Genomic DNA, 19172 nt, shown 5'->3' with positions numbered 1-19172 from the left:
TGAAATCAACGAGAGTGAATTTTTTCAAAAAAACTCAGCGACTGATTTTGCTATCTTTAGCAATGCTCCCGTTTGCTTCACTGGACGCAGCTGAAATATCCGCGGGCAATGCATCCGTACTCTATGTGAGCGATGCAGGAGATCTGTATGTTTGGGGCTCCAATAGCTCTGGGCAACTCGGTGACGGCACTCAAGTGGATCGCGATCTACCTGTGGCCTCAGCTGAGTCCGGGCCATGGCTTCAAGTGGCCACTAGCTTGGTGCCTACCAGCTCTGGTTCGGATGGTGGACATAGTCTAGCGATCAAGGCTGATGGCACTCTATGGACTTGGGGGAATAACGATTATGGGCAACTCGGACTGGGTGATACGACGACACGTCTGGTGCCCACGCAAGTAGGTTCGGCAACAAACTGGACCCAGGTCGAAGCGGGGAGTGCATTTTCTATGGCCTTGAATGCTGATGGCGAGATTTGGCTCTGGGGTAATAACAATCATGATCAATTGGGCAATGCGGTGTCTGCGCAGGTTCAAACGACGCCGGTGCGTTTGCAGGACAAAGAAGGCAATAGCCCTAATGATGACAAATGGATCGCGATCGCCGCAGGCGCCGATTACGCACTCGCGATTCATGCATGGGGGAATCCCAATTCGGGTTATGGTCAGATCTATGCTTGGGGCCGCAATTCTCTCTATCAGTTGGGGCTTGGACATACGTCCGCTGTATCGGCTCCCACTCGTGTCGGAAGTGGAAGCACGTGGAAGAAAGTAGAAGCTGGTTCGACCAGTTCTTTCGCGATCGATTCGTATTTCAAACTATTTGCATGGGGCCAAGGGGCCTTTGGCGGACTTGGAACTGGAGCAAGTTCGGGCACATCGATTCAAAATATAGCTACGCCGACAGCGGTGGTTAGCAGCCTTGGCAACATGACTTTTCAGGATGTTTCTGCTGGGACCTCACATACTTTGGCACTGTCGACAAATGGTTTCTTATTTTTTGCGGGGCAAAATGCTTCGGGACAGTCGGGGATCGCGAATGGGCAGAGCTTGTATAATATTTTTCAGTCTGTTCGTGCGGAAGTCAGCGACATTGCCGCGGGACGAGATTATTCCGCGATTGAACTCAATGACGGCAGCCTCTTAGCGGCGGGCAGTAATTCCAGTGGGCAACTCGGCCTAGGTGGAAATGACAGTTCTTCCAGCTTTGTTTCCAGCGCTTTGGGCGCGGTGGATTTGGTTGTTGAGTCCGTAGAAATCCTGTCTGATGTGAGCAATGTCAGCGGATCTTCCGACTTGGATATCGAGATTGTTGTTCAAAACAACGGTACCGGGACGATCGAACTTGCGGATGTTCAGGCACTCCAATTGGACATGGCTTTGAGCCCCGCGACAAATTTCGGAGCTACCGGGCAGGTTCAATTCACTGAAGGTCTCAGCTTTTCGGTGCCCGCTGGGCAGGCGCAAGAGATCGCGGGTGCTAGCACTTTAACGATTGCGCTCTCAGTGACGTTACCAGCTTCGGTTGATGTTGGTAACTACAATTTGCTCGTTGATTTGGATAGTAACGATCTGATTGAAGAATTCGACGAAAGCAATAATACTGGTTTCCTTGCTGATGCCGCGAATTTCACATTGGATCTACTACCGTCAGCCTTGAGCCTGCAGGCACCACAGCCGAGTTATGCGGTCGGCGATAGCATTACCCTCGACTACACCATCCGCAATGAGGGGACGGGAGATTTAGATAAAGATAAGAATACACCTTTCCAATTAAAGTTCCTGCTCACGCCGGACTATGATGATCTGAGCTCGAGCACTGTACTCGAATTGTCGCCCACTGCAGGTAGTTCAGCGTTGGCCTTGGATGTCGACCTGCCAGCGGGGAACAGTTATTCAGATAGTTTGAGTTTCAGTATCCCAGCAGGGGTCGATGCAGTCGCTTATTATGTAGTTTTAGTCGTCGATGAGACTGATGTGCTTTCTGAAGTCGATGAAGCCAATAATATATCAATTAGTGGCTCCAAGCTAATTTCGATTGCAGAGCTATCGCTAGCGGAAGGCCTCGATTATAATGGTACAGCTTTCACCACTACAGGCTCAGGCAATTGGTACGGCTTCGCATACGCGGGCGCTGAAGACGGAGATGCTGCGTTTAGCCCTTCACTTGGGGAAGCGCAGAGTGCTGCCTTACAGACCTCGCTCACTCTGCCATCGGTCATTCGATTTAATTGGAAGTCGGCGACCAGCTCAGGTAACAACCGTTTGAGTTTTCAGGCTACTGGCGGTTCTGAAGCCCTTGAGATTTCTGGACAAACTGCATGGGCAGAGGTCGTCATTCCAGTCGCTTCCGAGTCAGATTTACGCTGGGAGTATTATGTGGGCACCGCCAACGCCAACGATCGTGTGTATGTGGATCACTTACGAGTGGATCCTATGACAGCCCCGGACTTTGTGTTGGATAGTTTAACTTTAGAGCTCAATGGCCAAGAGGTTGATTCTGTTTCGCTCGTGGCTGGACAAGGTGGATTGAAGTATAATTTGAAAATACGCAACCAAGGTTTGCCCCATCCTGCAGGCACACCCATAGAGCTACAAATTTACCTCTCACGCGATTCCAATTTTGATCCCGCAGAGGATGTATTGGTCCGTTCTTTGACTTATTCGGGTGGGCTTAGCTCTAATGGCACAGTGACTATTCCAGAAACGATCAATCTTCCAAACAATTTGATTGATGATTATTATTTGATTGGAGTCGTCGATGCCAATAATGCGGTCGAAGAAATTGGTGTGAACGAAGCGGGACTAGCTCTCTTTCCCGATGGTGCCGGTGCGGCCGTTCAGTATAACAACCTTCTTGTTTCGGAGTCTGCAATTGTCAATGTCCAGGCTTTGCCGGATCTGACCATTCAGACCTACCCATCCTTGGACAGTATCTCTATTATTGGTAATGTCTTTACTGCAGGCCTCGATACATTTGCGGCTGAGTTTACACTCAAGAATGAAGGTTTGGGCGGTGCCTATGACTCGATGCAAGTAGCTGTGTTCCTCTCGGAGGATGAGGTTTTTGACGCATCTGATTATTCGTTGGCGTTGCACACGGAAGCGGGTGGTTTTTCGCCAGGGAATAGTCGTTCGGTGCAGATCTTCCTGCCTACGATTCCGTCAGATATTCCTGTGGGTGCATTCCGTTATGTCGGGGTCTATATTGATTCCACTAATGCGTTTACTGAAACCGATGAGACTAATAATGTAGTCTTTACTCGGAATCCTGTATACGCATTTGGCACCGTCGACGTTGACGATGCGGCTGAATATGCCATCAGTACGCCGACTGTTGCTCCCTTTAGTGCTGGCTTTCCTTTCTTTGGGCAAAAATTAGTGACTCACGATGATGTGGACGCTCTGCAGAGTGCTCAGATTGGAGACAGTCAGAAATCTTACTTTGAGGCTGATATCGCTGTCGCGGAGGACTCTCTTTTATCATTTTACTGGAAAGTGAGCAGTGAGAATAATGGCACTGATAAACGCGACAGCCTCAAGCTTTATTCAAACGGGCAATTGCGCACGATGATTGCCGGTGAAGTGGACTGGGCGTATCAAACGCTGCTACTGCCTGCCAGCGGTAGCCCCTACACCTTGCGCTGGAGTTACGAGAAAGATTCTTCCACCAGTTCTGGAGATGACATGGGCTGGGTGGATCAGATTTCAGTCGAAGCGCTCTCAGAGCCCGATTTTAGCTTTAGTACGGTGCAACTAGTGATCGATGGCAGTGAGGTCGACTCTGCGGAGTATGTGCTTGGTCGCGACCAATTACATTTGAACTATGATGTGCGTAATGGCGGGGTTACACAGCCTGCTGGCGGTAACATTCAGGTTCATTTCTATCTCTCCGAAGATGAATTCTTAGATGTGGATGATTACCCCGTCGATGGTGGCGATGGTTTGGTGCAGACTTTTACAGCCTTGCTTAATTCCGGGAGTCAGTTTTCGAACTCCCCCTCGATCACATTGGATCCCACGATTCCTGCGGGTGAATACTACCTGATTGCGACGGTCGATGAGCCCGACAACATCGTTGAGTTTAATGAAACTAACAATACCTTCATCTCCGAGAGCCGTATCGTTAAATTGTTGGCTTTGCCTGACCTTACGGTGGAATACACTAACCAGGCGTTTGGTGGCTTGCTTTTGATCGATGACTCGCTTGAGGCGTCCATGGAGATTACTAATTTAGGCTATGGTGTCGTCCAAGGGGATTTCGACGTTCGATTATTCCTGTCTGAAGATACGGTTTTGGATGAGTTTGACCTATTGCTTCGTGAGTATTCACAAAATGAGAACTTAACCTCACCTATTGGAGGCGATCATACGTATACCTTTACACCGACGATTGGTTCTGTGGGAGAGTTTGTGCCTCTGGGCCAGCGACTTTATCTCGCAGCTTATGTGGATGCGGACGATGTGTTCGATGAAAGTAATGAAACGAATAATACGGTGTTCTCCAGCACCGCTGCATTTATTTTCGGACAAGTTGATTTGGCTGAGGCGCTTGACTGGGAGTCGACCTCAGGAGATTTGCAGAATAATGAGGTTCAACCTTTTGAGGGCGACCTGCCTTTCATCGGTTTAATTGACGAGAGCGTTGTTTCAGGAGACATAGCGCGGAGCACATTCATTGCAAATGGTGAAAGCTCTGGCTTCGTCATGAATGTTGATTTAGACGCGCCCGCTGCGATCTCATTTTTATGGAAGGTCAGTAGCGAGTTTACTGAGAATGAGGATGGCACTATCAAGGCTGACACGTTCACACTATATGTCGATAATGTGGCCTACGGGGATTCGATTGCAGGCGAAGTGGATTGGGAGGAGAAGATCGTCCAAATTCCTGCCGGCGCCCATGAGATTCGTTGGGCTTATGAGAAAGATGATAGTCTGAGCGCAGGCAGCGACAGCGCATGGATCGATCAATTGAGTTTTATTCCGGATCTCGAAATTAGCGCTTTGTCAGCCTCCAGCCCAGCCGGGCAACCGCTGACGGATTTACGTCCTAAAGATTTGCTTGATATCGAACTGGTCGTGGCAAATACAAATCTCGGAGATGTGCCAGTAGATACTGCATATCAGGTTGAAGTGCGACTCTCACAAGATCAAGTGTGGGGGAACGATAACGATGTGATTCTAGATCTGACGCCGGAAAATGCACTTTCCTCGTTACCAGTGGTAGGGGCACCAACTGCTGGAAACTCTGTTACATTGAACTTTAATTCCTTAGTTCCTGAAGAGACCAGCCAAGGGAATTACTATTTGTTGGCACGCGTGGACCCCAGTGATTCGAATTCAGTCGTGAACGAGGCTGGTCTAGTGACTGAGTTTGATGACGAGAATAACGATTTTGTTAGCGCAGTCGCTGATGTTGAAATCAGAGCTCTACAGATTGTTGAAGCGCTCGATATCGATGGCACAGGAGGTTTCGATGCGGAAGAATTCAAAGCAGTCTTCCCCGCGATTAATCTAGACCGCATGGTGCAGACTGGAGACGCGTCATGGGATACTTCGCCTGACATTGAGGTCAACGAAGGCTTGGGACGTTGGTTTGCTCTTGCAGGTGTGGTTGGAGCGGTTGAAGGCGATGCAATCAAGAGCCCCGTGCTGGGCGCGGGTTCCGCGGCTTCCTTGCTCTTTCGTTTAGATCAGCCGCGAGTTGTCAGTTTTCGCGTGAAAGCGAATACCAGTAGTTCGCGTAACTATATGTTCTTCGGTGCAAATGGTAATGCACTGCGTCCCGAAGGAGACGAGGTGAGTGCCTATTTCTCAGGTGCTTCAGATCTTGGTGTCAGTGATGGTTGGCAACAAGTTCACTATATCGTGCCAAGTGGTGCGCCTATAGGCTTTACTTATGTGCAAGAGCTCGCGCGTGTAGGAGACGAGCGTGTGTTTGTGGACCAACTCGTCGTGGGCGAGCCGATCGATGAGCCTGATTATGTGATTGATTCGATTCAGTATACGCCAGGTGAATATGTATTGGGCAGTGATCGCTTATATGTAATCGTGAAGGGAAGTAACCGCGGCATTGTGGAAGCTCCATTACCAGAGGACTTCCGAATCAAGGTTTGGCTATCCAGCGATGCGGAGGCGGGCAATGGCGACGATATTTCTTTGGGCTATCTCGAGAAGTTTCAGGATCTCGATGAAGACGCGAGTTTTGCTTATCAAGCTAGCTTGATTTTGCCTGAGGAACTCGCCGAGGGGAATTACTATATTATCGCTCGTGTGGATGCCGATGATTCGGTGGCTGAGTATGCCATTGATGCGATTACGGGGGTTGAGGTGGATGAGCCTGCAGCCTTTGCGGGAAATGATAATAATTTCCTACGTTCGGATAATCGTGATATCTTCATTGATCGCCGTGCAAATCTGCGCGTGCAGCCTTCGGAGGACTCCGTCAATGACGAGATTAAGGTCGCGGGGCCTGCCGCAGATCCAGATTTTGAGGATGCGCCAAATGAGGTTCACGACTTATTTATTATCGCGCCCACTGAAGACGAGGGCCCCAGTGAGTTGTTCGTTAAGTTCGATATTTTAAATCGTGGACTATCAGGTGTGAGTGCGGCTAGTTCGGATGATTTTGTAATCAATGTGTATGCGACCACATCACGCGAGGAAGAGCTCACGGCGGATCGTTTGATCACCAGCTTTGTTGAAACGCGCGGTTTGGCTGCGGGTTCTCGCCAAACATATGAAATCACGACTGATATTCCAGACTACATCCAAGCGGGACAGTTTTATTACCTCAGTGTAGTCGTTGACGCGACTGATGTGATTTCCGAGTCTGATGAGGAAGATAATGTCACTTATTCAGAACATCCTAATGTTTTTGTCGGCGAAGTTTCGCTGAACGTCGCTTTAGATGATGAAGGCAATTATACTCCATGGGACTATAGTTTTGTCGTGCCTACCGAGTTGTCGTCTACACAGCAGGCACCTTTCTATGGCACAACATCAGTTTACGGCCAAGATAACCCTACGAATGGAATTCGTTCTTCGGCGCAGTCGGGCCCTGTTCAGAATGGAGGCGTGTCGTGGATGCAGACTTCTGTATCTGTCGACAGTAAACGTTTGATCTCCTTCCGTTGGAGAGTCTCTTCACAGTTTGAGATTCAAAACGGGGTCATATACGAAGATGTCCTGCAATTTAGTATCCGCGGTGTCAACGATGCCGAGTTCACTCCGATCGCACAGATTTCTGGCTTAGTCGAGTGGGCTCAATATAACTACACCATTGAGGAACCTGGTGATTACATTTTACGCTGGTCCTACATTGAGAATGGGGATGGTGTGCGTGCTGGGCTTGATGCCGGTTGGGTCGATGATTTCTCGGCAGCTGCCTATGATTTGATTCCCACCTTTGTTTTACCTGATGCAGATACATACCGCTCGGGCGACCCGATTAATGTGCCCGTTTACATCTGGAATATTAAGGATCGTCAATTGCCTGATGTAGGTGTGACGACTTACGTTCGCCTGTCGACGGCTCGCGGGGATGTCAGTAACTTGGATTGGACTGATGGCAATGCTTCGGATGTTGAGCTAACTCCTAGTGATGAAAAATTCGACAAACTCGATTTGGATGACCTTATCTGGCTGAGAGATAATTTGGATGACTTGGAAAGCAGTGTCTCACAAGATAGTTTGAATGCTTTGATGGATGCAGGCATACGTGATCTGTTAGAATCTGAGGCCAACGAGTTAGAAGCCGAACTGGATGCCCAGGAACTGTTGGAGCTCACCGCTGTGCTCGACGCAGGTTCTTGGCAGGATTATTCTGATGAGCAATTAAAGTTAGTCATTGGCTTTGATCAGAGTTCTAAAGAGCAACTCTCTCGTAAGCGCTTTTTACCTGTTCGCACTTACACCAACGAGCCCGAGTTGACGATACCAGTTGGACTCAGTCTTTCGGCGGAGTATTATTTGGGCGTCTGGGTGAACCCGCTCAATCTCTTGCTTGAGAATAATGCAAGTAACAACCTGTTGTGGTCTGGCGCTAAGGTTGTCACATTAGATGCGGATGAGACTGTGCCGTCTGCTCTGGAACGTGCGGGGACGGGGCTGCTTGAGGATTCAGCAGACTGGGAATTGTCAGGCTATGGGCGTTGGTTCCCATCTGCGGATCAATCTATTGTGGGCGGGTCCTCATTGAGTAGTCCCGATGTAGACCAACCGATACCTGTCGATGGCAGTGCGGTGGTTTCGGCTCGAGTCGAAGGGCCCAAATTACTACGTTTTCAGTGGTATTCTGAGATTGGTGATGCGATTGATCGAGTTCAGTTCATGTTGAACGAGGAGCCTGTGATGCGCGAATCGTTGATGGACCCAACACCCATGGAGCTGAGCAGTGAGGACGACGGTGTTTGGATTGAGGAAACTATCTTGATTCCTGCCGGTTTACAGGAAATTGCTTGGTCTTATACACGAGTAGACGATGAGCAACCGCAGGGGCGTGTGTTTGTCGATAATGTCAGACTTGATGATATTGCGGACGTTGCTGATCTATCGATCGTGGATGTCAGCTATGTCGGGGGGGAATACGTATTAGAGAGAGATTCGTTTCCTCTCAATGTCACCGTTGAGAACCGTGCAAATATGCCAGTCGGCTTTGATTATAATGATTTAGACCTGGAAGTTAGGCTTTCTCTAGATGATACCTTTGAGTCTGCCTCCGAATTGATTGGTCACATCGGAGTTGCAAGCGTGTTGGATTCTGGGCAACGCTTGGTCTTTACCGGCGACATTGAATTGCCGATTAATTTGACGCCTGGCACCTACTACTTATTGGTGCGGGTGCGATCGCTCGATCCCAATTTTCAGGAGTTCACCTACGATACGGGAGTTGAGTTGCTCGATAACAATGACTCTGTCTCAGTGTTGCAGGACGTGGAAATCACTCGTTTGCCGCAATTAGTGGTTCGGGCCATAAATGTAGAAAATCAGAAGCTGTTCTATCCCAACGAAACGATACTCTTTGATTGGGAGCTAGAGAATGTGGGCTTGGGCGATATTCCTGCGGGGACTGAATTGACGCAAACTATTGAACTCTGGCAGTTCGATGCGTCGGAGGATGAGTTCTTACTTTCAAATGCAGAGTTTGTGATGGAGCTTGATACGGTGACGGAGCAAGTCGCTTTGCCTGGTCGTTTGACGGCGCAGAATGCTGCACAATCGCTGCTGTCCTATCGTCATGTTCTCGAATTACCTGGCCAAGCCGAGCTTTTGGCCGCCCTCGGTGCAGACCAGGTCTCGGGAGGAATGGAAGATTTGGATGAAGCGGTGATCGCGGCACTTGCCGAACTAGAAGACTATCAGTATTTCTTCGTGATCAATCGTGATCAGACGATTGAACAGTCCAGTGATTTGAGCGTAATCGGTGTGACTGACCAACGGTTCCAGCTCGCAGCTTTCCCCTATGATGCGGGGTTAGATCCATCTACAGATGCGTTGGCAACGGTTGATTACGCGAGCTGGCAGAAGTTTGTCAGTTCACGTATCAGTAACGCCCCGTCTGGGGATTTACACGCTGATTTTGGCACTAGCAATTTCGCCAATCTCTATTACTACGCTTTCAATCTGCCCTTCTTAAGTGACCTCTCGGATACCAGTCCTAGCCTTGAGAGCGTTAATGGTGAAACAACTTACAACAAAGCACGCATCGTTTATGATGAAGGAGTGGCCTATCCAGCGATCACCTTCCCCGTGGTTCGAGGCGCAACCGATATTATCTATCAAGTGCAGAATAGTGACGATGATGGAGCCACTTGGAATACACTATTGGACATTGAAACACCATATCTCGATACGCTCTATGGATTGACGACTGGCTATGTCGGTGCTGATACGCTCACCGGTGAGGGCGGTTTGGTCGCTGATCCTTTAGTGATGGATGTTGTGGATCACAATTATACGGCGAACGTGACTGTACGTAATGATGTGGCGGTGGCACCAGGAGGCGTCGCGGTAGATCCTGCCACTCAGATGCGAGTGGTCGTTCGTCTTAAGAATCAAAGCGATCTCTCGCAGTTCGTGATCGATTACTTCCTCGATCGTGGTGTTTATGATTACACGCTGATGCGTGATCGCGACGACTACGACGGTGATGGAGTTTCGAACTTTGTCGAATTACAACTGGGCACCGACCCCACTGATGCTAATGATGTGAGCAATCCTACATTTTTGGAAATGTTTGTTGCTCAAGGGATGGGAGATGCTGGGGTGTATGGCTCACCGATTCCTCTTAATATCGGTCCGCTTGATGACTACGATAATGATGGGGATAGCAATGCCTTGGAGCTGATGTCAGGGAGCAATCCTAGTAATCACGGCTCCACTGTTGTATCGCAACCAGTGCCATATTTCGTTGCGGTTCAATTGCTGAACTACAACGCCTTTGATGTCCAACCTGTGGACAAGTATGCCCCAGGTGATGATTATGATGGGGATGGCGTGAGTAACATTGTTGAGCTTCAATTGGGGCGCGATCCCACAGATGCGGCCGATGCGAACAGTACGACTGTTTTACAGAACTTCGTCGCTGAGCGCTTTGTGAATGTCTATTCTGTTTATGGGGCACCTGCGCCGCTGAATATCGGCCCGCTAGAAGACTATGATGGGGATGGCGTTTCTAATCTGGCAGAAATTCAACTTGGTGGGAATCCGATCAGTGATCTAGATACCGGAGAATTCTCTATCATGCAGGCTTATACCGCCGTGGGTATGGCAAATGCGGGTGTTTTTGGTCCTGAAGTGCAAGTGTCCATTCAGCCAAATGACAATTACGACAATGATTTAATCAATAATGGGCTGGAGGTTATGCTGGGCTCGGATCCGACGGATGCAAATAGTGGAGTCTTGTTGACCAGCTTGGAGTATTTCGTAGCGAATCGTATGTTCTATTCTTTCATTGATCGCCCGGTTGATAATTATGGTCCATTTGATGATTTTGACGGTGATGGGGTTTCAAATATTGCTGAGCTGATGCTCTCCACATCCACCTCGAATGCGTTCTTCTCTCCGAGTGATCCACTTGATATTTTCGTGGTGGAGCAATTTGCATTACTCGGCGAGTTTGGCTCCTTTACTACTAGCTACTACGCGAGCTCTGATTTTGATTTTGATGGAGTATCAAATATTGCTGAGTTACAGCTTGGCCGAAATCCCTTATCGAATGTGGATTGGGGGAGCACGACTGAGCTGGAGAATTGCGTTGCCGAACAGATGGCTGAATATGGTGCTTACGGGAACCCTGTACCCGCTAATCTAGCTCCTGAAGATGATTATGACGGTGATGGCATGTCGAATGCCTCAGAGCTGCAATTGGGATCAGATCCTACGAATAGTGCTGATGTCGCAACGACCAGTGCCAGTGAGTCTGCACTGGCGGGGGCATTTGCCGCGGAAGGCATTCTCGTCGGCCAAATGTATAATGGTGTGACTGTTGTGGCTGCTGATTTAGCCAGCGATGCCGATTTTGACGGCGATGGTGAGTCCAACCTTTATGAGTGGGCACTTGGGGGAGATATGACGTCCGATGCTGCGAGCAGCCCTAGTTTGCAAGCTCAAATGATCGGCACTGATTTCATCGTCACCTATGTGCGACTGATCGGAGCCGAGCGACCTGCGAATCTCGAGATCATCGCGGAGTGCGCGTTGGTGTTGACGGGCCCGTGGGATGCCGTTCCGGCACTTGGCAGCACCGAAAGTCTCAACGCAGATCAGACTGGCTTATCTTCGACAGATTATGAAAGAATCGATCTGACGATTGATACCAATGAAATCGATTGCCCCTTCTTCCGGGTCTCGGTGAGCGAAGCCCCGTAGGGGTAGAGCTGAAACTTCTCAAACAAAGCGCGACGGCCATACGGGCAGTCGCGCTTTTTTATTTCTTAAAGACGACGATGCGGTTGCTATTAGTGCCGCGCGTATTATTGCGCACGCCCCAGCAGTTGGCAGTCTTGGTGAAGCTTTGACTGTTGATGAGCGTGTATTCCACTGTCAGCCCCGCGGCTTGCCCCGCGAGTATGATCTGTTCTTCCAGCTTGAGCTTGCCTTTGCGCACTTCGCCCACTTCCAGCGCAATGCGGCCAGTGGGCTTGAGCACACGCGCCATTTCTTGCAACGAGGCCGTCATCTTTTCAGTCCAGTCTTCGAGCTTGCGCAGTTGCCATAGCTTGCCGGGCTCGGGTTCGCATTGGCAGAACCAGTTGCGTAGCCAGTTGTCGCCCACGTAATTGACGATGTCCAAGAAGGGGGGAGAGGTCACAATCAGTTGCACGGATTCGTCTTTTATCTCTGGAGTGGCATCGGCCGAGCGGCAGAGTAGGGTGGAGGAGGTGCTGTTGTAATTTTCGGGCAATGCCTGACGCAAGAGGCTTTTGGATTTCTTCAGCATCAGCTCCTTGGTATTGCGATACTCTGGTTTCTGCTCGCGCTTCGCATTGATTTTACGTTGGGCATTGAGTGTTGTCGCTTGATTGGGTGGTAGCGTGTAGACGGAGAAAAAACCCTTGGAGTGACCTGTCAGACGGTTGCAGGCGACCATCTGTAGCCATGCGTCGATTGTGTCGAAGGTGCCTGCTTTGTGACGTGCCTTAAAGTAACTGCGCCAGCCGTAGAGTTCACGTAGGGTCTTGGCTTCGAAGAAAACCAGCAAATCCTCGTCTTTGATCTTCATCTTGGGGAGTTCGATGGACTCAATGCGGTGCGCAATTTGTTCTAAGTTTTGTTCGCACAGACGTGGAGCCGTGAGGATGGTACTGAGTGGATTGACATCGTTGCCGATTACATTGTGCCCGAGTAACTTGGCTTCGATCAAGGTGGTGCCGCGGCCCATGAAAGGGTCGTAAATCAATTGCCCCGGCTCTGCATAGCGTTGGATGAAGTAGGCGGGCAGTTGTGGTTTGTAGCAGGCGCGGTAAGAGATTTCGTGTATTGAATGTCCATCACGCTGTTTGGCGGTCCAGAATGCGCCTTGTTTGATGAGGTTACTGCTACTGCTGCTGCTGCTGCTGCTGCTGCTGCTGCTGCTGCTGCGAGGTATGGCTTGTGTGGTCGGCATGTTTCCGACGATGGAAGCTCCAGCTAATAGTACAAGCGTAGAATTTTGTTTTTAATAAAAAATAAAGCCAGCGATGCCACTACCGATCACCACTGCCCATGCGGGGCATTTATACCTGTAAAGTGCTAAAAAGGCGATTGATGCGAAAGCAAGGTCGCTCCAACTTCCGATGCCATGTGTCCAGACTGGGTGGATGAGGGCAGCTAAGAGCAGTCCGACCACGGCGGCGTTGGCGCCATAGAGCGCCGACTGTGTCCATTGCTGCGAACGTATGCGACCCCAGAAAGGGAGCAGTCCGGTCAGTAACAGTAGCCCAGGTAAAAAGATGGCGACGAGTGCCAGTATGCCTCCTATTGCTGCGGGACTACTGTTTGAGCCCACTGTGCCGAGGAAAGCCGACAGCGCGAACAGTGGGCCGGGCAGTGCTTGGGCAGCACTGTAGCCGGCTAGGAAGTTTTCTTCAGACACTAGGCCTGCTGCAACGATGCTATCGTTGAGTAATGGAAGCACTACATGGCCGCCGCCGAATACGAGTGCACCTGTTCGGTAGTGGAACGCGTAAATGGCGCCTGGGGCGGAGGACGTGGTGACCAGGCTCAAGAGCAGCAAGAGCGCGTAGAGTATCAGTGCCGCCAGAATGACTGTTTTTCGGGTGGATGCTTGTCCGGCCAAGAAAGATGGATGCGGAGGCTCGATGGCTGGTTTGAGCCATTGTCCTATGAGTGCACCAATTATGATGGCAGCGACTGGACTTAAATGACTGGGGCAGCTTAGGACAATTGCCGCTGCAAGTATTGCAATGGTTAGGCGTGGAAAGTCGGGACAGAGTTTTTTGCCCAGCCCGAGTGTGGCGTGGGCCACCACTGCGACTGCTGCAATCAGTAAACCATGGGTGAGTGGTTCCACGAAAGCGCCGAGTGCAAAGAGTCCGTAAGCGAAGCCGATCATCAGTAGGGCTGAGGGCAAGGTGAAGCCCAGCCATGCGGCACATGCGCCTGCCAGTCCAGCGCGGTACCAACCGATGGCATATCCGAGTTGGCTGCTGGATGGTCCCGGTACGAATTGGCAAAGTGCCAGCAGTTCGGCATAGCTGGCGCTGTCGAGCCAACGGCGACGAGTTACAAATTCGTCTTTGAAATAGCTCAAGTGTGCGATCGGGCCACCGAAGGAGAGGCAGCCCAGGCGAAGATAGATGAAGAAGATCTTAAAGAGCCCCGTGCGGTCGCAGCATGCTGTCATTGGCGCTGTGTCTGTGGTTATTGAAGTGGCTGCGCGAGAATAAATGGCCGCACGATCATGGCCCGAAACTGTGTTTTCTCTTTTTGCCAGTGTGCCGCATGCAAATCGCAAGGTTGCACCAGATCACCACAGCGGAGCCATTTTTGCACCTGTGCTTGATTGTCTTCGGAAAAGGCGAGTCCGGCGGTTTTTAAGTCGAGGCAGGGGTCTACATAGATCATGTTTCCAGCTTCAAAGTGGGGACGCAGGTAGCTCCAGTCGACTTCGCCAGAGTATTTTTCTAGTTTTTCACTCGGAGTGAGTTTGTCTTCGGCGGGGCTGAAATCGTCGTTAAACATTTGTCGTGTAGTGAGATGCGATCTTGTGGTGTCGCGTAGCTGCCAGGGTGCAGGATTTATATGAAAGTTTTTTTAGATTTATTGAACGCAGAGCAAGGTCGTGCGTCTATATCTATATAAATCAGTGTAATTTGTAATTGTTAGTTTGTTGTTTGTTAACAGAACGCCGCCCAAGCGATTGGGCGGCGTTTCTTGTTTCACCACTTATACATCGATCTAGCAAGCGACCAGTGCGGCGGCTCCGATGATGGCTGCGTCCCCCATCGGGAGGGCAGACTCGATAATTTTGATCTTATTTTTGAAGGGGGGGATCAGGTGTTTCTCGAAGGAGCGACGTGTCGGTCCGAGTAGCACCTCGCCGGCTTTGACGGGGCCACCAAATAAGAAGAAGGCTGCGGGACTGGTGATTAGTGCGCTGGAGGCCAGCGCTTCGCCGAGTAATCGTCCGGTAAAGTCCATAGTCGCTTGAGCAATCGGGTCTCCCTGATCGGCTGCGTCGGCGATGTCCTTGGCGGTGATCTCGCCGAGCGGCATATGGTCGAGTGAAGTGGTGCCGCCGCGTTGTGCGATCATTTCGAAGTAAGTGCGGCGGATTCCAGTGGCTGAGCAGTAGTTTTCCAAGCTGCCGCGGCGTCCGAAGCCGCAGTAGCGACCGTCGGGTATGACGCTGATGTGCCCCATCTCGCCCGCAAAGCCGTCGTGGCCGTAAACGAGTTGATTATTTACGAAGATGCCACTGCCGAGGCCAGTGCCCAGCGTGATCATGATGAAGTCGCTATAATCTTTGGCGGCGCCATAGATTTTTTCACCGATTGCGGCTGCGTTGGCGTCGTTAGTGAGCTGGATGTTGGGCAGGTCGAGGCGTTCCTTCAGCAGGTCCACTAGTGGTGTGATACCCTTGAAGCGCAGGTTAGGCGGTTCTTCGATGCTGCCGCTCAGGTAGTTGCCATTGGGGGCGCCGATGCCTAGCCCCGCCCAGCCATCTGCGGCGATTGCTGTGTCGCCTTGCATGACCTCGCGGACGGCTTCCGCCAAGCGATTTGCATAGGCGATGCCATTGTCGTACTCATCCGTGCGGAATTGTGCGCGTTGGTGAACGGTTCCGTCTGCGCTGACTGTACCTACGCAGGTGTTTGTGCCTCCAATATCGACTCCAATAGATTGTTTCATGCGGGTATTGATCGTGGCATCTATGACGCTGTCGAACTAAATTTTTACCCCACGAAACTATAAAGTGAGGTTGCTAGAATCTCCTTCCAAGTATAACATTCTGAACATGCCCCTAAATCAAGTTTCTGTATCTATTCTCCTCAGTGAAAAAAGTGCCTCCGTTATTTGTGTGAATGAAGAATTTACTGTGAGTGCGGCCGTTGCTGAAATGAATCGACAGCGTATTGGTTCACTACTGGTAAAGCGAGAGGGGCAGGTCTGTGGCATTTTTACGGAGCGAGATGTTCTAACCCGCGTGGTTTCTGCTGGTCGCGATCCGAGCGTCACGCTCGTGCGAGATGTTATGACGGAGGATTTTCAGTCGATTCGTTTGGAGACTTCAGTCGAAGATGCGATGCACATTATGACGGATAGACGTGTGCGGCATTTACCCGTATTTGATGATAATGTCTTGCTTGGTATGGTTTCGATCGGTGATGTCACTCGTTGGTTACTCAAGGTGAATGAGATGGAAGCTGAGAACCTGCGTCGCTATATTTTTTCGGAGTACCCAAGTTGAATGAAATTTAGTATTTATACTGTTTAATATGAAAGTTGAAAAATTTCCGGCAGGTAAGTTGATCTTTGCAGAGGGGGATTCGGGGGACGAAGCCTATCGAGTGCAGCAGGGGCGCGTTGAAATCTCGATTAAGGAAGATGGTAAAAAATTGATTTTAGCGATTCTCGAGGAAGGGGAGATTTTTGGTGAAATGGCAATCGTAGGAAGTTGTCCACGTTCTGCTTCGGCCCGTGCTTTAGAGACGACGACCGTAAGTGTGCTTGCGCGTGATGATTTTGAAACCACGCTGAGTAATCGTGAGGAAGAGCTGGTGCCTTATCTCTCGACAATTTTTGATCGTTTGCGTGTGACTAATGATCGATTACTAAACGCCTTAGCCCGACTGGATGAGTTGGAGCCGACACAGCCACACCGCAACCCTGAGATCTTGAGTCCATCGAAGTCTGGCTGTGTTGTGTTGGTAGAGCCGGCAACTGATGAAATTCGCCAGCAGACCGCGCTGCGCAGTCGAGTGGTCGATAGTTTTCCGGTTCTATTCGGGCGGCGTGGGGAGCTCGCTGGTTCCGAGGCGGTGATTCCAAATCAGTTTCTAGTGGCTGATCGTGCTCCTTTTCGCGTGTCTCGTAAGCATTGTGTGATCGATAGCAGTGCGGATGGTGTCTACATCGAAGATCACAGCAGTAGGCTGGGGACGATTGTGAATGGCATACGGATTGGCGGCAAAAGTTTAGAGTCACGTGTGCGACTTTCAGCGGGGAGTAATAGTTTGGTGTTGGGTGGGGGCGAAAGCCAAGTTCGTTTTTCGCTGACGGTGACTGAGAATGGTGTGAAATAGTGGCTGTATATTTATAATGGCTATAATGGCTTAGAGTTTCTGCTATCGGCTTGACTCGACACCTTTTGTTTAAGGACACTGCCGTTTCACATTTTTTAAGAACCCCTTATTTAGAGATCATATATTATGGCAGGCGTCGGCAAACTACTTAAACAAGCGCAAAAAATGCAAAAGCAGATGGAGGCCGTGCAGGCGGAGCTCTCCAACACCATCTTGGAGGTTTCCAGCGGCGGTGGTGCCATCAATGTCAAAATTAACGGGCAAGGCGAGTTTCAAGCATTCAAGATCGATCCTGAATTTTTGAAGGAAGATGCCGAATTCGTCGAAGAGACACTTTTGGCTGCTGTTCAAGAAGCAGCAACCAAGGCTAAAGAAACCAGTGAAGAAGCCATGGGCGCCGTGACCGGTGGTATGGGCGGCTTTCCTGGCTTGATGTAGTTTACTTGGAGGTCCGCTTCGTGGGTTGGGCCGTCTGTTGGCTTTTTGACTTTTGTTCGCTGCCCTCCGTCTTCTGATCATGACACCTGCCTACGATTCACTCTTGCAGCAGCTGAAGCGTTTACCCGGTTTGGGCTATCGCTCTGCGGAGCGTGTCGCGATGCATTTGTTAGTGGAGAAGCCCGACGTGATGGGCGAACTGCTGAATGCTATGACGACTGCGCGCGATGCGGTCGGTCGCTGCAAGAATTGTGGTAATATGGCAGAGAGCGAACTCTGTGCCATTTGCGAAGATGCCAATCGTGACCGAAGCACGCTATGTGTGGTGGAGCATGTGCCGGATTTGATCGCGATCGAGCGTTCCAGTGCATGGAAGGCGCAGTATCATGTATTGCACGGCAAGCTTTCGCCCATCCACGGGATTGGCCCTGAGCAGTTGAACTTTCAAAGTTTGCAGAGTCGGATCGAGTCCGACGAAGTGACTGAGCTCGTGTTAGCGCTTTCAAATGATATCGAAGGTCAGGCCACCTGCCACTATATTCAAGAAGAGCTGGTACAAGCGCGGCCAATTAAAGTCTCACGCATCGGATTTGGACTGCCGAGTGGAGGTGGTGTGACTTATGCCGACTCGGTCACCTTGCGCAGTGCTCTCGAAGGCCGGCGCACGTACGAATAAAATAATGATACACTTTTCAATTTTTGGTATTCCCGTGCGTATTGAGCCGTGGTTTTGGATCACGATGGCTTTGATCGGGGGCGGCTTTAGTGCGGCTAATTCGCTGGATATCATGCTGGTGCTGGTATTTATGTTTGCCGCCTTTCTTTCGATTTTAATTCATGAATTGGGGCACGCATTGACGATTCGCAAGTTTGGCTTGCCCACTTCGATTACGCTGCAGTCTTTCGGAGGCTTCGCCGCCTATCCCGCAGGGCGATTAAATCGCGTGCAGTCATTTGTCGTAACCGCAGCCGGTCCAGCGGTGCAATTTGCGCTCGGCGTCTTGCTGATCGTGCTCTCACGCTATTTAGCGATTCCCGAGGGCTCGCTTTTTGGGCCTTTCATGAGAGACTTGATTTGGGTGAGCATCGCCTGGTCCATTTTAAACTGTTTGCCCATTTATCCCATGGATGGCGGGCAAATGTTAGCCGCCGTGCTGGGCCCGCAGAAGCAGAGCTACGTGCACCTTTTTAGCGTTATCGTCGCCGTTTCCATCGGACTGGCTGGTTATTTCTTTTTAGGCACACTCTTTTTGTCCCTATTCATGGGACTTTTCGCCTGGCAAAACTGGCAAGCTTATCAAGCCACACGCTAAGGCTGCGCCATGCGTAGCTCGAAGAGCGAAGCCCCACGTTGTTCTAAGGGCTGTGCCATGCGTAGCTCGAAGAGCGAAGCCCCCACGTTGTGCTAAGGGCTGTGCCATGCGTAGCTCGAAGAGCGAAGCTCCCACGTTGTGCTAAGGGCTGTGCCATGCGTAGCTCGAAGAGCGAA

At 50.4% G+C, this 19172-nt stretch carries 10 protein-coding genes; 6 read left to right on the top strand and 4 right to left on the bottom strand.

The window, feature by feature from the left end; translation table 11 throughout:
* Positions 1–62 precede the first annotated feature (62 nt).
* On the top strand, positions 63–11867 hold the full coding sequence (locus tag QEH52_RS14350; protein ID WP_308951353.1) for an RCC1 domain-containing protein: 11805 nt from the start codon (positions 63–65) through the stop codon (positions 11865–11867).
* Positions 11868–11925: 58 nt separating this feature from the next.
* Here QEH52_RS14350 and QEH52_RS14345 read toward each other — a convergent pair whose 3' ends face one another.
* The 4 genes from QEH52_RS14345 to QEH52_RS14330 form a co-directional block, all read right to left on the bottom strand.
* Positions 11926–13104 (bottom strand): DNA methyltransferase, encoded by a 1179-nt coding sequence (locus tag QEH52_RS14345; RefSeq protein ID WP_308951351.1) that lies wholly within the window; start codon positions 13102–13104, stop codon positions 11926–11928.
* Between the two features lie 51 nt (positions 13105–13155).
* Complete coding sequence (chrA, locus tag QEH52_RS14340; protein WP_308951350.1) at positions 13156–14343, bottom strand: chromate efflux transporter; 1188 nt, start codon at positions 14341–14343, stop codon at positions 13156–13158.
* Between the two features lie 17 nt (positions 14344–14360).
* Positions 14361–14681 carry a DUF2288 domain-containing protein gene (locus tag QEH52_RS14335; RefSeq protein ID WP_308951348.1) on the bottom strand — a complete coding sequence of 107 codons (321 nt, stop codon included), beginning with the start codon at positions 14679–14681 and terminating at the stop codon, positions 14361–14363.
* 216 nt (positions 14682–14897) lie between these two features.
* Positions 14898–15851, bottom strand: coding sequence for an ROK family protein (locus tag QEH52_RS14330; RefSeq protein WP_308951347.1), 954 nt, complete (start codon positions 15849–15851; stop codon positions 14898–14900).
* Positions 15852–15957: 106 nt separating this feature from the next.
* Here QEH52_RS14330 and QEH52_RS14325 point away from each other — a divergent pair, with 106 nt between their 5' ends.
* The 5 genes from QEH52_RS14325 (at position 15958) to QEH52_RS14305 (ending at position 18996) form a co-directional block, all read left to right on the top strand.
* Positions 15958–16410 carry a CBS domain-containing protein gene (locus QEH52_RS14325; RefSeq protein ID WP_308951346.1) on the top strand — a complete coding sequence of 151 codons (453 nt, stop codon included), beginning with the start codon at positions 15958–15960 and terminating at the stop codon, positions 16408–16410.
* A gap of 28 nt (positions 16411–16438) precedes the next feature.
* Positions 16439–17245 (top strand): cyclic nucleotide-binding domain-containing protein, encoded by an 807-nt coding sequence (locus QEH52_RS14320; protein WP_308951344.1) that lies wholly within the window; start codon positions 16439–16441, stop codon positions 17243–17245.
* A gap of 126 nt (positions 17246–17371) precedes the next feature.
* Positions 17372–17683 (top strand): YbaB/EbfC family nucleoid-associated protein, encoded by a 312-nt coding sequence (locus QEH52_RS14315; protein ID WP_308951343.1) that lies wholly within the window; start codon positions 17372–17374, stop codon positions 17681–17683.
* 79 nt (positions 17684–17762) lie between these two features.
* The gene (gene recR / locus QEH52_RS14310) at positions 17763–18359 is read left to right on the top strand and encodes a recombination mediator RecR (RefSeq protein WP_308951341.1); all 597 of its coding nucleotides are present in this window, start codon (positions 17763–17765) and stop codon (positions 18357–18359) included.
* Between the two features lie 4 nt (positions 18360–18363).
* A complete protein-coding gene (locus tag QEH52_RS14305) occupies positions 18364–18996 on the top strand; it encodes a site-2 protease family protein (protein ID WP_308951340.1) in 633 nt (210 codons plus the stop codon).
* Positions 18997–19172: the final 176 nt, after the last annotated feature.

It is taken from the genome of Thalassobacterium maritimum (genome assembly GCF_031127805.1).
Classification (GTDB): Bacteria; Verrucomicrobiota; Verrucomicrobiia; order Opitutales; family Coraliomargaritaceae; genus Thalassobacterium; species Thalassobacterium maritimum.
This window is presented reverse-complemented; position numbering and strand designations above follow the sequence as displayed.